Below are 13,173 nucleotides of genomic sequence, written 5' to 3'. Positions count from 1 at the left end.
CCGAAACAAGAATCACACAAACATTATCGGTATTTACAATGGATAAGATTAAAGTTGGACTGCAGTACTGGATTCCACAACATGGCCTAACACGCTTAGTGGGTAAACTGGCCTCAGCCAAAGCTGGCGGTCTAACCACAGCGATCATTCGCTGGTTCATCAAGCAATACAATGTGAATATGGCAGAAGCGAAACACGCCGATCCTGCTCACTACAAAACCTTCAATGAATTCTTTGTTCGCGAATTAAAAGATGGCGTGCGCCCCATCGCTCAGGGTGATGAGATCATCACTCATCCGGCTGACGCTTGTGTTAGCCAGTTTGGCCCGATCACCGATGGTCGTCTAATCCAAGCCAAAGGCCATGATTTTTCGGCGCAAGAGCTGCTTGGCGGCGATGCGGCGCTGGCAGAAGAGTTCAAAGACGGCACTTTCGCCACTCTGTATCTTTCACCCCGTGATTATCACCGCGTGCATATGCCTTGTGATGGCACCTTGCGTCAGATGATTTACGTTCCTGGCGATCTCTTCTCGGTAAACCCGCTAACGGCTGAAAACGTTCCGAACCTGTTCGCACGCAACGAGCGTGTGGTGTGCATTTTCGATACCGCTTTCGGCCCAATGGCTCAAGTGTTGGTCGGCGCTACGATTGTCGGCAGTATTGAGCAAGTCTGGGCAGGGACGATTACCCCACCACGTGGCAACACAGTGCACAAATGGGATTACCCCGCTCAAGGGCACAACGCGGTAGTTCTGAAGAAAGGGGACGAGATGGGCCGCTTTAAACTGGGTTCAACCGTTATCAACCTGTTTGCCAAAGACGCGATCCGCTTCGATGACTCAATGCAGAACGGCGCTCCGACATTGCTCGGCACACCTTATGCGCACAAACAGTAAGCGCTAAACAGCGACCAATAAATCGGCCCTTGCACCTTGCAAGGGCTTTTTTGTTTTTTTGACAAAAAACAAACCATCGATGGAAAAACAGCGCAAGTTCAGAAACTTCAACCCGCCTCTAAGACGCAACATTCACAATCGTTTAACCTGATGCCACCGTAAATTGCTAAGGTGCGATGCATGCCAAAACTGACTTCTGACGTGGTATGGAAACTGCTGATCTGTTTTGCCATACCGATTGGCGTCTTGTGGATGCCGATTGATGCGATTCCAATCGATAATCTCACGCTGATCCAACACCGTTTGCTGGCGATTTTCCTGCTCGCAGCACTGCTTTGGGTACTCGAACCCGTCCCGGTGTTTGCGACTTCTATTTTGATCATCGCGCTTGAACTGATCATGATATCCAACAAAGGCTTGCACTTTTTCCGTCGCCCGCCCGAAGGGCATGAGCTAGGTAATCTCATCGCCTATACCGATATTTTTTCTGCCTTCTCGTCGCCGATCATCATCTTGTTTATGGGGGGCTTTGCTCTCGCGATCGCCGCTTCCAAATACGAACTGGACAACAACCTTGCACGCGTGTTGCTTAAACCCTTTGGCCACCAGCCCAAATTTATTATGCTAGGCCTGATGCTGATCACCGCGGTTTTTTCTATGTTTATGTCCAACACCGCCACTACCGTGATGATGTTGGCGCTGCTTGGGCCGATTGTCGCCTCTGCACCTAAAGGGGACTTAGGTATCAAAGCGCTCGTGCTCTGTATTCCGATAGCGGCGAACACCGGCGGCATTGCAACTCCCATCGGTACGCCGCCCAACGCTATCGCTCTACAGTATCTGACTGGCGCCAACAGCATCGACTTTCTCAGTTGGATGTCGATGGGCCTGCCTTTTGTGTTGGTGCAACTGACCATCGCTTGGTTTTTGCTGCAGAAACTTTTCCCGTCCAACGAAGCGACCATGACGCTTAAGTTAGATGGCAAATTTAAGCGCAGTTGGCGCGCGATAGTGGTTTACATCACCTTTGCGCTAACCATAGTGCTGTGGATGACCACGCAAGTGCATGGCATGAATACCTATGTCGTGGCGATCATTCCTCTCGCCGTCTTCACCTTAACTGGCATTATGGGCAAAGAAGAGCTCAAACAGATCAACTGGGATGTTCTCTGGCTGGTTGCCGGGGGGATCGCGATTGGCATCGGCTTGGATAAGACCGGACTGGCAAAAGCGCTGGCGCATGCCATCGACTATCAAACCCTCTCTCCCTTTGCGATTGTCGTCACGCTGTCGTTGGTATGTTGGTTGATGGCCAATTTTATGTCCAATACCGCCACCGCCAACTTACTCATGCCGATAGCGGCTGCGATTGGCTCCTCAATGAGTACCCTCTCGGCCGTAGGCGGTTTGCAAGGCTTACTGGTGGTAGTGGCTTTTTCAGCGTCACTCGGGATGATTCTGCCCGTCTCTACGCCGCCCAACTCTCTGGCTTACTCAACGGGTCTGATCGAAAGCAAAGACATGGCAAAAGTGGGGCTGTTAGTCGGTGTGATTGGTCTGGTCATCGTTTATGGTGCGGTGCTGATTTTGGGGTAACAAATTCTTCTGCGCGCCTCTTTGCTCCTTAGTGAAGTTAAGGCATATTGGTGATCTTTTCGTTTACGAGATCACCTTTCTATGGGATTTGAATGGCTTGCTCTGGCGGCGGCTCTGCTTTGGGCTGTCGCCAGTTTACTTTCTGTCACGCCTGCACAACACTTGGGCTCGTTTGCCTACAGTCGCTGGAGAATGGGCTGCACCGCCGTCATCCTATCTAGCATGGCTTGGTTCACCGGCGGCTGGTCGAGTGTCGGCCAAGAACATCTAGTGCCCATGATGCTCTCTGGGCTGATTGGAATTTTTATCGGTGACACGGCACTGTTTGCTTGCCTCAACCGCATGGGGCCGCGCCAAGCCGGGCTACTTTTTTCTTGCCACGCAGTGTTCTCTACCATCTTGGGCTATTTCCTGTTTAGCGAAACCCTCTCCACGATGGAGTTTATCGGCTCAAGCTTAGTTTTTTCCGGTGTGGTGCTGGCGATATTTTTTGGCCGACGCGGCAGCCGTCAACACAGTTTAGAAACGATCAAAGGCAGTGTGTGGATTGGTGTGGGCTTGGGTTTAACGGCGGCGTTGTGTCAGGCACTCGGCGGCATTATCGCCAAGCCCGTGATGCAAACAGCCATCGACCCCGTTGCTGCCTCGGCGATTCGAATGATCAGTGCCTTCATCGCTCACAGTGCGCTGCGTTTTAGTGGCGCAAAAATCGCGCGGCCAACGCAAAATATGACTTGGCAGATTTTCTACATCACGGCAATCAATGGCTTTCTTGCCATGGCGGTCGGTATGACACTGATCCTATATGCCTTGCGAGAAGGCAACGTGGGTATGGTTGCCCTACTCTCTTCAACCACACCAATCATGTTGTTGCCGATCTTGTGGATCTACACCAAGCAGCGTCCAAACCGTTATGCTTGGCTTGGTGCGATCATCGCCGTGACTGGCACTGGAATTTTGGTTCAGTAACCCTCTGCAAGGATGAGCCTCACCAACAAAAAACCACTCAATCACAATGCACAGATACAAAAAAAGCCTGGATTCATTCCAGGCTTTTTATCACATTGCTTAGGGTTACTTCACTAGCACTTGGCCCGACATTTCTGCTGGAATTTCCAGGCCCGCTAGAGACAGCATGGTCGGCGCAAGATCAGACAGTTTACCGCCTTCCTTGAACTCCACCGCTTTATCACCCACGTAGATAAGTGGTACAGGCAGGCTAGTGTGCGCGGTATGAATACCACCCGTTTCTGGGTCCACCATCATTTCAGCGTTACCGTGGTCTGCGGTAATCAGCAGTTGACCGCCCACTTCTTTGATTGCGGCAACCACTTTACCCACACTTTCATCCAGTGCTTCAATCGCTTTTTCAGCCGCTTCGTATACGCCAGTGTGGCCAACCATGTCTGCGTTTGGATAGTTACAGATGATGGTGTCGTATTTGCCAGACTTGATGGCGGCAACCAGTTTTTCGGTCAGCTCTGGTGAGCTCATTTCTGGCTGCAGATCGTAGGTCGCCACTTTCGGCGAAGCCACGAGTTGACGCTCTTCACCGGCAAACTCGTTTTCTACGCCACCATTGAAGAAGAACGTCACGTGCGCGTATTTCTCTGTTTCAGAGATACGTAGCTGAGTTTGGCCCAGTTTAGATAGCCACTCACCGTAAGTGTTTTCCAAAGAGGCTGGCGGGAACGCTGTAGCTAGTGGAATGTCTGCCGCGTATTGCGTCAACATCACGAAGTTAACCGCCGGGAATACGGCACGTTCAAAGCCAGCAAAATCCGTCACGAACGTGCGCGTGATTTGACGAGCACGGTCAGCACGGTAGTTCATGAAGATCACCGCGTCGCCATCTTGCATCGCCGCTGTTTCTTGGCCTTCGGCTTTGATTTCCGTCGCTTTAACGAACTCATCGTTTTCGCCACGTGCGTATGCAGCTTCAAGGCCGGCAACCGCGGAATCCACCGTGAACTCAGCTTTCGCTTGCGTCAGCAAATCGTACGCCACTTGTACGCGGTCCCAGTTGTTGTCACGGTCCATTGCGTAGTAACGCCCAACCAGAGACGCCACTCGGCCTTTACCCAACTTGGCAAACAGATCTTGGAAACGTTTTAAAGAGCCTTCTGCGCTGCGAGGTGGTGTGTCACGACCATCTAGGAAACAGTGCAGGTAGATTTTCTCAGCACCACGCTCAGCCGCCATTTCCACAGCTGCGTAGATGTGATCTTCGTGTGAGTGAACGCCACCAGGAGACATCAAACCCATGATGTGAACCGCTTTGCCCGCGTTCACCGCAGCGTCAACCGCTTTAACTAGTGCTGGCGTCTGTTGGAATTCACCGTCTAGGATAGATTTGGTGATACGAGTCAGATCTTGGTAAACCACGCGACCTGCGCCGATATTGGTGTGGCCCACTTCTGAGTTACCCATTTGACCGTCAGGCAGGCCTACATCCATACCAGAAGCAGAGATAAGAGTGTTCGGATTGTTCGCGATCAGCGCGTCCATAACCGGTGTTTTTGCGTTTGCAATAGCGTTGTTTGCAGTGTCTTCACGGTAACCGTAACCGTCAAGAATAACCAGAGCCAAAGGCTTCTTAGCAGACATAGTGATGACCTCGTCAAATTTCAGTAACTTTCGGCGCAGGGCTCCAAGCCCTAGCATGCCTTGAAACAAAACTAGCGTAATTTTACTACACTTTTTAAGCGAAACTGTAGGATAAGATCAAATTATGTTGGTGATTTCCTGTTGCAATATTACATTGTCAATGGCGATATCTTTGCAACTTACCCCTAAGCGCCAGTTTCTGCCGATTTGTCAGGCGTCAATACCACTATAATTCACCACCTAACACGATTTTAAAAGTGGATATTACCAATCGGTCTAATAGCTTTAGCGGGTGTATTTTTGCAACCATTCCGCTAGAAGAGATCCCAATTATTGGTGAGAAAGTATTAACTGACTCGCCAGTCAAGCGGAACCTCGTTATACTCCTTGCCACTTTTATTGTTAGATTTATGGTTCGAGAACTAGGAACATGCAAGAGTACATCGAGTTTTTTCAGCAGAACATGATTATGTCGCTGGCGTGGGTTGGTATTTTTATCGCTCTGATCATGAGCTTTGTAAAATCAGCCACCGCGGCTTACAAAGTGATCGGTGTGAACGATATGACCACACTGATCAACCGACAAAATGGCGTAGTCGTCGATATCCGCACTAAAGACGAGTTCAAAAAAGGTCATATCACCGACGCAGTTCACATTTTGCCATCAGAAATCAAGGCGGGTAATTTTGCTGGTCTTGAAAACCACAAATCAGACCCAATCATCGTTGTATGCAAGACGGGTCAAACCGCCCAAGAAAGTGCAAACCTACTGGCTAAAGCTGGTTTTGAGAATGTAAACCTACTCAGAAATGGTTTGATTGCCTGGAGTGAAGCTAACCTGCCACTGGTACGCAGCAAGCGTTAATCACCATCCAATCTTGGCTGACTGACTAAAATCAGCGCAGTCAGCTAAGAAAGATGTGATGTTTGGCACGGAATCAAGGCTTCATCTAGTCATCATTGTGTGGCTCGGTTAGTCTCAAGGCAGACACATTCAAGGCATACACTGACACGCCTGAATTTACGATTATTGAAGGATTTAAAAATGGCTGAAGCAGCACCGCAAGACAACCAACAACAGTTTGCAATTCAACGTATCTTCCTAAAAGACGTTTCTTTTGAAGCACCTAATTCACCGATGATGTTCCAAAAAGATTGGAACCCAGACGTGAAACTGGATCTCGACACGCAAAGCCGTGAGCTAGGCGAAGGCGTTTATGAAGTGGTTCTGCGTCTGACTGTGACGGTGAAAAACGCTGAAGAAACGGCATTCCTATGTGAAGTGCAACAAGGCGGTATTTTCACCGCAGAGAAAATGGAAGCTGGTCAGTTAGCTCATTGCCTAGGCGCGTTCTGTCCGAACATTCTCTTCCCATACGCGCGTGAGACCATCTCAAGCCTAGTGGTTAAAGGGACGTTCCCACAACTAAACCTAGCACCCGTTAACTTCGATGCTCTGTTTATGAACTACCTGCAACAGCAAGCGGCCCAACAAGGTGCCACTGAGGAATAAGTCCGTCGTTTTGTGACTTTTCCCGATCAGATTGACTAAAATGCACAGCGCATCTCACACCGATGTTATGTGCATTTTTTGTTTCACCCGCAATGGTATGTGGCAATACCACAAACAAAGGCGTGATGACGCTCTTTGAGGGTGAAGTAATTTGTCCAGAGCAGTACCGTTTCACGTTATACTCGCTCCATCTTTCTCCAACCATCAGGCTACAGCATGACACAATCTCAGGTGACTAACGCGTACAACAAAGCAATTTCCATGACGGTGATTGGCGCTGGCTCCTACGGAACCTCTTTGGCGATCTCACTTTCCCGTAACGGAGCAAATGTGATCCTTTGGGGACACGATCCTGAGCACATGGCGACTCTGGAAGCCGATCGCGAAAACCGCGCTTTTCTTCCCGGTATCGAGTTTCCACCAAGTCTGATCGTAGAATCAGATCTGCAAAAAGCGGTACAAGCGAGCCGCGATCTATTGGTCGTGGTACCAAGTCATGTGTTTGGTCAAGTACTCAACAGTCTCCAGCCTTATCTACGTGCCGACTCACGCATCTGCTGGGCGACCAAAGGATTGGAGCCGGAATCAGGTCGACTGCTGAAAGATGTGGCATTTGATGCGCTGGGAGAGAACTACTCTTTGGCGGTACTATCAGGGCCAACCTTTGCTAAAGAGCTTGCCGCTGGCATGCCGACCGCCATTTCCGTGGCCTCGCCTGACGCACAATTTGTTGCCGATCTACAGGAAAAAATCCATTGCAGCAAAACCTTCCGCGTTTACGCCAACAGTGATTTCACCGGTATGCAACTTGGCGGCGCTGTCAAAAATGTCATTGCGATCGGCGCAGGTATGTCCGATGGCATTGGCTTTGGTGCCAATGCACGTACGGCTTTGATTACCCGTGGCTTGGCGGAAATGTGTCGCCTCGGCGCCGCGCTTGGCGCCCAACCGGAAACCTTTATGGGTATGGCCGGATTAGGCGATCTGGTCTTGACCTGTACCGACAACCAATCGCGTAACCGTCGCTTTGGTTTGGCCTTGGGCCAAGGTAAAGATGTCGATAGCGCACAACAAGAGATCGGCCAAGTGGTCGAAGGCTATCGCAACACCAAGGAAGTGTGGATGCTGGCACAACGCATGGGCGTCGAGATGCCGATTGTTGACCAGATCTATCAAGTATTGTATCAAGGAAAGGATGCGCGTCTGGCCGCTCAAGACTTATTGGCGCGCGACAAGAAATCCGAAGGAAAATAATCAGGAAAAGCGCAAGTGGTTTGTGCAAAGAAGGCCCAATGAAACACTGTGAGAAAAAAAACGTCTGGCAGGGGATTGTCAGAGAAGCACGTCAGCTGTCCGAGCAAGAGCCAATGCTGGCCAGCTTTTACCACGCGACCATCATTAAACACGACAGTCTCGGTGCAGCCCTGAGTTATATTCTGGCCAACAAACTCAACACCGCATCCATGCCAGCGATGGCCGTACGTGAAGTAGTCGAAGAGGCTTTTGCCGCCGATCCCAACATTACTGATTCGGCGGCATGTGACATTTGCGCAACGGTCAACCGTGACCCTGCCGTCTCGATGTATTCCATTCCGCTGCTATATCTCAAAGGATATCACGCGCTGCAAGGCTACCGCGTGGCCAACTGGCTTTGGAAACAGGGCCGCTTCGCCCTTGCTACTTACTTGCAAAACCAAATTTCAGTCGCCTGCCAGGTCGACATCCATCCTGCGGCTCGCATAGGCAAAGGCATCATGCTTGACCACGCAACGGGAATCGTCATTGGTGAAACGGCGGTGGTCGAAAACGACGTTTCCATCCTGCAAGACGTAACACTTGGCGGTACAGGCAAAGAGTGCGGTGATCGTCATCCGAAAATTCGCGAAGGTGTAATGATTGGCGCTGGGGCAAAAATCCTTGGCAATATCGAAGTCGGCGAAGGGGCGAAAATCGGATCTTGTTCCGTGGTGCTGCAACCCGTTCCGCCGCACACTACTGTGGCCGGCGTGCCAGCACGTATCGTAGGACGCCCCAGAACCGACAAACCGTCATTCGATATGGACCAAGCTTTTAACGGCAAAACGCAAAACTTCATCGATGGTGACGGCATATGATGCACGCCAATATGGCGATTGGCGCAGCTTTGTAACCCCTTCCAACTCAGGAAAGAACGTACGTGGTAAAACAGAAATCAACTCTCTCAAGCTCCTTGCTGATTTCCCTCGGCGTTCTTTTACTTTGTTCCGGTACAGCTTCTCTGGCGGCCTCCGATTCCGAATTGCAAGGAGTCAAAAGCGAGATCTCACGCCAGCAGAAATCGCTTTCAACACAAGAAAAACGGTTGGACGATTTACAAAAATCCCTGAAAGAGCAAGAGCTGGGTATTAACCAACTGGAGAAAGAGATCGCCCAGTCGCGTCAGGCTCTGGCTACTTTGCGCGCCAATATTGGGAAACTAGAAGGGCGTATCTATGAGCTGGAAACGCAAAAAAAGCGCCAAACCGAGCGTTTAGCGGAATTGCTGCAAACCTACTACGTGACGCAACGCGCCAAATCGTCCGTTTCACTCCTCAATCAAGGAGTGGAGGAAGATCGAATCAGCCAATATTTTCAATACCTTGCCAAAGCGCGTAGTGAAACTATCTCGCAGTTGGAAACCACCAGCGCTGAGTTAGAGCACAGTAAGCAGCAAAAATTGCTGGAACAAGGGCAGATTGAAGCACTACTTAAACAGCAATCGACAAAACACGATCAACTGGCGAAAACCCAGTCACAGCGCAAGAAAACGCTGGGTAACATCAAGCAAAGCATCTCTGATGACAAGAGTTATCTCTCCGAACTCCAAAGAAACGAAACACGCCTGAAAGCGGAAATTGCCAAAGCGGCCAAACGCAACGCCATCCCGATGGATGGACTTGAGCGGCAAAAAGGCAAGCTGCCTTGGCCGCTCAAAGGGAGCGTGCTACATAGTTTCGGCACCCGCCAAACCGGGCAGATCAACTGGAAAGGTGTGGTACTTTCGGCCACTTATGGGCAGCAAGTCAAAGCCGTTTACCCGGGAACCGTGGTATTTGCAGAGTACTTGCGCGGCTACGGTTTGGTGGTGCTGCTTGATCACGGCAAAGGTGACATGACGCTGTACGGCTACAACCAAGCCCTGTTGAAAAAAGAGGGGGACAAGGTGACCGCTGGCGAAGTGATCGCATTGGCCGGAGACACGGGCGGGCAAAATCGTCCTTCGCTCTATTTCGAGATCCGCCGCAACAGTGAGGCACAAAACCCAAGGCATTGGATGGTGCGCTAATCACTGTCACACCTTAGCCGCCTATCCGTTTATTGGTCGTAATACGCTTGCAGCAGTTCGATTAAGCGCTCAACCTGATTTTTATCCAAGGCATTAATCCCTGCCGCCGCCGCTCGCCCTCCGCCGGTGGCGAACTGAGCACAAATCTCCCCCGCCCCTTGTTTATTGTTGAGTGGTGCACGCAGCGATACGGTGTACGAGTCACCCTGATTGTGCGTGAGCACAGCATGCGCGCGGCTAGGCTCTTGATTGGCGAGCCAGTTGCCATACACACCGCTGATGCGACGCGACCAAGCACAGTCTGGCAATAAGGTCACCGACACTCGATCGCAACAATAGAGCGGCTCGATCGCTTGTGCCGCAGCCATGTCTTGCTGATACGCGCTTTGCAACTGATAAAAGGCGGAGTTCATATCCGCCAGCACATCAAACGGTGAAGCGTAACGGCTGAGATGTTGGTAAAGGTGGGCGGGATGAAAATGCAAGTCGTCAATCTGCTCACCGTAACCGTTGTAGTTGATTAAGGTGCCGAGTTCTCGCAGCTGCGCTTGTTGGGTCGGGCTAAGCCCAGCTTGTTCTGCCAAGGCATTGGCTTTGGCAATCAAATTGTCGCCATAAGCGGCAGTGATGGCCCAATGATGAAAGCGCCCAGCAAGCAGACGGTCAATAATCAGCGCGGTACAAGTATCCGCATCAAGATCGATGTGCGCGTGTAACGAAGCGTGCTGAGGAATTTGGCCAGACTGATGATGATCGGCGTAAAAAACCTCAGCGCCATTGGCCAGAGCACGTTCGAGACCAAGACGATTTTTCTCCATCGAGATATCGAGCACCGTCAGCGTGTCGCCCGCTTTCGCCGCCACTTGTTCGAGCAACTGGATATCACGTTTAACCCCGGTAATCAGCGTCGACGCTGTGGGATGGGCGAAGCGCCATTGCAGCAGAGCAATAATGCCATCGGCATCGCCGTTAAAAATGTCGTAGTTCATCCGTCAATAACATCCCTATCCAATTGATTCTCTGGCGTATTGTTACTTCGGCAATATAAAAGTCAAAGACCATAAAGCCATGAGTCATAGCCTATGGTCATATCAGCACTACGTCTTGTACAAAACTTATGAAAACTAAACGTGTAGAGCGCGAATCCCATCTTCAAGCAGCAGCAACTGTTCCATGCCTTGTTCGGTGGCCACGGGTTTGACCACGGCCAACATCTGCAACATCCCTTGGCGGACAACTTGTTCTGTGATCGCCACTTTCAGCGACATCGCGGACTGGTACGCCAGCCAACTGCTGGCAATCAGGTGCAGCGTTCTCACCAATGAGGTCAACTCCGTTTTCTCTAAACTGAGTAGCTCAAGTTCAACAAACTCTTGCATGATGGCCACCAAGTTAGCTTGGAGCTTCTCTTGAACTTGAATGTACTGCTCGTGCAATTGTTCATCGCGGGAGAGAATTTCTGGCAAATTGGCGTAAAAGAAACGGTATTTCCACATCAAGGTGAAAATGGAGTCCAGGTAGTGCTTCAACAGGGTCAGGCTCTCTTGCTGCCCTTGCACTGGCGCGAATCGCTCAAGTAGCTCCTGCGCGTAGAGGGTGAAAATCTCGCGCACAATTTCTTGTTTATTGCGAAAGTGGTAATAAAGGTTGCCTGGGCTGATTTCAACATGCTCAGCAATGTGATTGGTGGTGATACTCCTTTCCCCATGGCGGTTAAAGAGTTCCAAGGCTCCGTAAACGATCTTCTCACGTGTTTTCATTATTATGTTGTAATCCCTTTCCTAGAAAGATAAGTCAGCGTTGGCGCATCCACCTTTCATACCGAACTGACACGTTCGGTGCGGAAAGAGATCAACGTCCTAGCCGCTTGAGTATATCGATTTCACCGTACGATATCGACAAACGAGGTAGAGCTTATACGTTAGTAAGCCTAGTATAATTCCGCACAGATTGGCCAACAGATCCAACCAGGAAGACTCACGACCAACCAAACCTTGAACCACCTCTATCCCAGCACTGAAGAGCAGAATGCCTGCCGCCGCGAGGCAGCGGCGTCGCCAAGAGCGAATCAGATAAGCGGCCAAAAGCGAGAAGCAGCAATACGCCACCATATGCTGCAATTTATCGAGATGAGCCAAGCTACCCCATTGTTGCCAGCTACTGGATGGACGCAATGACAATACGGCGATCATCGCAGCATACAGCAAAAGTAACGCGCATTTTTTTAGCATCTGGCACGCTCAAGCAATCGGAAAAGGAAAAGCGGTCACTTGATCGATGTGATCGCACCCCAGCGCCAGCATGATCAAACGATCAACCCCGAGCGCCACGCCGGCACACTCTGGCAGGCCAGATTGCAACGCCGCGATCAAATGGTAATCAATCGGCTGTTCCGCCAAGCCCATCTCAACACGTTTGTGGTTATCTTGCTCAAATCGGCGCAGTTGCTCTTGCGCATTGTCGAGCTCATGGAAACCGTTCGCCAGCTCGATCCCTTTGAAATAGACCTCAAAACGATCCGCCACACGCGGATCGTTTAGGTTGATCTTAGCCAGCGCCGCTTGTGAAGCGGGAAAATCGTAGACAAATGCAGGCACCTGCTGGCCAATCTTTGCTTCGACCCCGATGCTAAACAGCAACTGTAGCAAAGTATCGCGATCTTCTTCTGCCTCGGCGATATCACTCAAACCTAACCTTGCTGCGACGCTTTTCAGCTCGGCCATGGTTCCTTCCAGTGGGCAAACGCCTAGCACGGTTAAAAACGCTTGCTGATACGTCATGCGCTCGGCAGCACCACATTGCAGTACCAGTTGCAGCAAATCGTCCATTTCATCCATCAACTGATGGTGGTCAAAGCCGACACGATACCATTCGAGCATGGTGAATTCTGGATTGTGATAACGACCATTCTCTTCATTGCGAAACGCTTTGCCGAGTTGATAAATGCAGCCACTGCCCGCCGCCAGCAGGCGTTTCATATGAAATTCGGGGCTCGTCATGAGAAACAGTTGACTGCCTTGTGCATAGCCGGGCCCGACAAACTGGGTTTGAAAGGTGTGCAAATGCACATCCGTGACGGTCGCATGACTCATGGCGGGTGTATCCACTTCCAGCACATTACGCTGGGCAAAAAATTGACGAATGCGCGCGATAAGCGCGGCGCGCTGGCGCAATTGCGGGATAGAAGCAGTAGGTTGCCAATCAGTCGACATCTTGGGTTACTCATATGGATAGCTAAGGCATGGAAGTTACCAGCT

At 50.7% G+C, this 13,173-nt stretch carries 13 protein-coding genes; 8 read left to right on the top strand and 5 right to left on the bottom strand.

Annotated elements, in window-relative coordinates; genetic code table 11:
- Window positions 1-38 precede the first annotated feature (38 nt).
- The 3 genes from asd to EWA64_RS09955 all read left to right on the top strand — a co-directional run bounded on the left by asd (window position 39) and on the right by EWA64_RS09955 (window position 3,461).
- Window positions 39-896, top strand: coding sequence for an archaetidylserine decarboxylase (gene asd, locus EWA64_RS09965; protein WP_061893644.1), 858 nt, complete (start codon window positions 39-41; stop codon window positions 894-896).
- 180 nt (window positions 897-1,076) lie between these two features.
- Window positions 1,077-2,492 (top strand): SLC13 family permease, encoded by a 1,416-nt coding sequence (locus tag EWA64_RS09960; RefSeq protein WP_061893643.1) that lies wholly within the window; start codon window positions 1,077-1,079, stop codon window positions 2,490-2,492.
- A gap of 81 nt (window positions 2,493-2,573) precedes the next feature.
- Window positions 2,574-3,461, top strand: a complete 888-nt coding sequence (locus tag EWA64_RS09955; protein ID WP_061893642.1) for a DMT family transporter — start codon at window positions 2,574-2,576, stop codon at window positions 3,459-3,461.
- Window positions 3,462-3,566: 105 nt separating this feature from the next.
- Here EWA64_RS09955 and gpmM read toward each other — a convergent pair whose 3' ends face one another.
- Entirely contained in the window at window positions 3,567-5,099 is a 1,533-nt protein-coding gene (gene gpmM, locus EWA64_RS09950; RefSeq protein ID WP_061893651.1) for a 2,3-bisphosphoglycerate-independent phosphoglycerate mutase, read from the bottom strand.
- Between the two features lie 430 nt (window positions 5,100-5,529).
- On the opposite strand from gpmM, the gene EWA64_RS09945 reads away from it, so the two are divergent.
- From EWA64_RS09945 to EWA64_RS09925, 5 genes are all read left to right on the top strand, one after another.
- The gene (locus tag EWA64_RS09945; RefSeq protein ID WP_039431244.1) at window positions 5,530-5,964 is read left to right on the top strand and encodes a rhodanese-like domain-containing protein; all 435 of its coding nucleotides are present in this window, start codon (window positions 5,530-5,532) and stop codon (window positions 5,962-5,964) included.
- A gap of 180 nt (window positions 5,965-6,144) precedes the next feature.
- On the top strand, window positions 6,145-6,612 hold the full coding sequence (secB, locus tag EWA64_RS09940) for a protein-export chaperone SecB (RefSeq protein WP_039431246.1): 468 nt from the start codon (window positions 6,145-6,147) through the stop codon (window positions 6,610-6,612).
- A 216-nt stretch (window positions 6,613-6,828) separates the two neighbouring features.
- Complete coding sequence (gpsA, locus tag EWA64_RS09935) at window positions 6,829-7,866, top strand: NAD(P)H-dependent glycerol-3-phosphate dehydrogenase (protein WP_061893641.1); 1,038 nt, start codon at window positions 6,829-6,831, stop codon at window positions 7,864-7,866.
- 38 nt (window positions 7,867-7,904) lie between these two features.
- Window positions 7,905-8,726, top strand: a complete 822-nt coding sequence (gene cysE, locus EWA64_RS09930; RefSeq protein ID WP_061893640.1) for a serine O-acetyltransferase — start codon at window positions 7,905-7,907, stop codon at window positions 8,724-8,726.
- A gap of 62 nt (window positions 8,727-8,788) precedes the next feature.
- Window positions 8,789-9,916, top strand: a complete 1,128-nt coding sequence (locus EWA64_RS09925) for a murein hydrolase activator EnvC family protein (RefSeq protein WP_061893639.1) — start codon at window positions 8,789-8,791, stop codon at window positions 9,914-9,916.
- Window positions 9,917-9,945: 29 nt separating this feature from the next.
- On the opposite strand, the gene EWA64_RS09920 is transcribed toward EWA64_RS09925, so the two are convergent.
- The 4 genes from EWA64_RS09920 to epmA form a co-directional block, all read right to left on the bottom strand.
- Entirely contained in the window at window positions 9,946-10,905 is a 960-nt protein-coding gene (locus tag EWA64_RS09920; RefSeq protein ID WP_061893638.1) for a DHHA1 domain-containing protein, read from the bottom strand.
- A 135-nt stretch (window positions 10,906-11,040) separates the two neighbouring features.
- Window positions 11,041-11,676 carry a TetR/AcrR family transcriptional regulator gene (locus EWA64_RS09915; RefSeq protein ID WP_039431258.1) on the bottom strand — a complete coding sequence of 212 codons (636 nt, stop codon included), beginning with the start codon at window positions 11,674-11,676 and terminating at the stop codon, window positions 11,041-11,043.
- A gap of 99 nt (window positions 11,677-11,775) precedes the next feature.
- Window positions 11,776-12,147: a VanZ family protein gene (locus EWA64_RS09910; RefSeq protein WP_061893637.1), complete on the bottom strand. Its 372-nt coding sequence runs from the start codon at window positions 12,145-12,147 to the stop codon at window positions 11,776-11,778.
- 9 nt (window positions 12,148-12,156) lie between these two features.
- The gene (gene epmA, locus EWA64_RS09905; RefSeq protein ID WP_061893636.1) at window positions 12,157-13,128 is read right to left on the bottom strand and encodes an elongation factor P--(R)-beta-lysine ligase; all 972 of its coding nucleotides are present in this window, start codon (window positions 13,126-13,128) and stop codon (window positions 12,157-12,159) included.
- Window positions 13,129-13,173 lie beyond the last annotated feature (45 nt).

Origin of the sequence: Vibrio cidicii, from assembly GCF_009665415.1 — a bacterium.
Taxonomy (GTDB): Bacteria; Pseudomonadota; Gammaproteobacteria; order Enterobacterales; family Vibrionaceae; genus Vibrio; species Vibrio cidicii.
The sequence above is the reverse complement of the archived record's forward strand: the minus strand, read 5'-3'. Positions and strand labels throughout refer to the sequence as shown.

Coding starts and splice junctions, on each gene's coding strand:
- asd (WP_061893644.1), top strand. CDS start 39: ATGGATAAGATTAAAGTTGGACTGCAGTACTGGATTCCACAACATGGC.
- EWA64_RS09960 (WP_061893643.1), top strand. CDS start 1,077: ATGCCAAAACTGACTTCTGACGTGGTATGGAAACTGCTGATCTGTTTT.
- EWA64_RS09955 (WP_061893642.1), top strand. CDS start 2,574: ATGGGATTTGAATGGCTTGCTCTGGCGGCGGCTCTGCTTTGGGCTGTC.
- gpmM (WP_061893651.1), bottom strand. CDS start 5,099: ATGTCTGCTAAGAAGCCTTTGGCTCTGGTTATTCTTGACGGTTACGGT.
- EWA64_RS09945 (WP_039431244.1), top strand. CDS start 5,530: ATGCAAGAGTACATCGAGTTTTTTCAGCAGAACATGATTATGTCGCTG.
- secB (WP_039431246.1), top strand. CDS start 6,145: ATGGCTGAAGCAGCACCGCAAGACAACCAACAACAGTTTGCAATTCAA.
- gpsA (WP_061893641.1), top strand. CDS start 6,829: ATGACACAATCTCAGGTGACTAACGCGTACAACAAAGCAATTTCCATG.
- cysE (WP_061893640.1), top strand. CDS start 7,905: ATGAAACACTGTGAGAAAAAAAACGTCTGGCAGGGGATTGTCAGAGAA.
- EWA64_RS09920 (WP_061893638.1), bottom strand. CDS start 10,905: ATGAACTACGACATTTTTAACGGCGATGCCGATGGCATTATTGCTCTG.
- EWA64_RS09915 (WP_039431258.1), bottom strand. CDS start 11,676: ATGAAAACACGTGAGAAGATCGTTTACGGAGCCTTGGAACTCTTTAAC.
- EWA64_RS09910 (WP_061893637.1), bottom strand. CDS start 12,147: ATGCTAAAAAAATGCGCGTTACTTTTGCTGTATGCTGCGATGATCGCC.
- epmA (WP_061893636.1), bottom strand. CDS start 13,128: ATGTCGACTGATTGGCAACCTACTGCTTCTATCCCGCAATTGCGCCAG.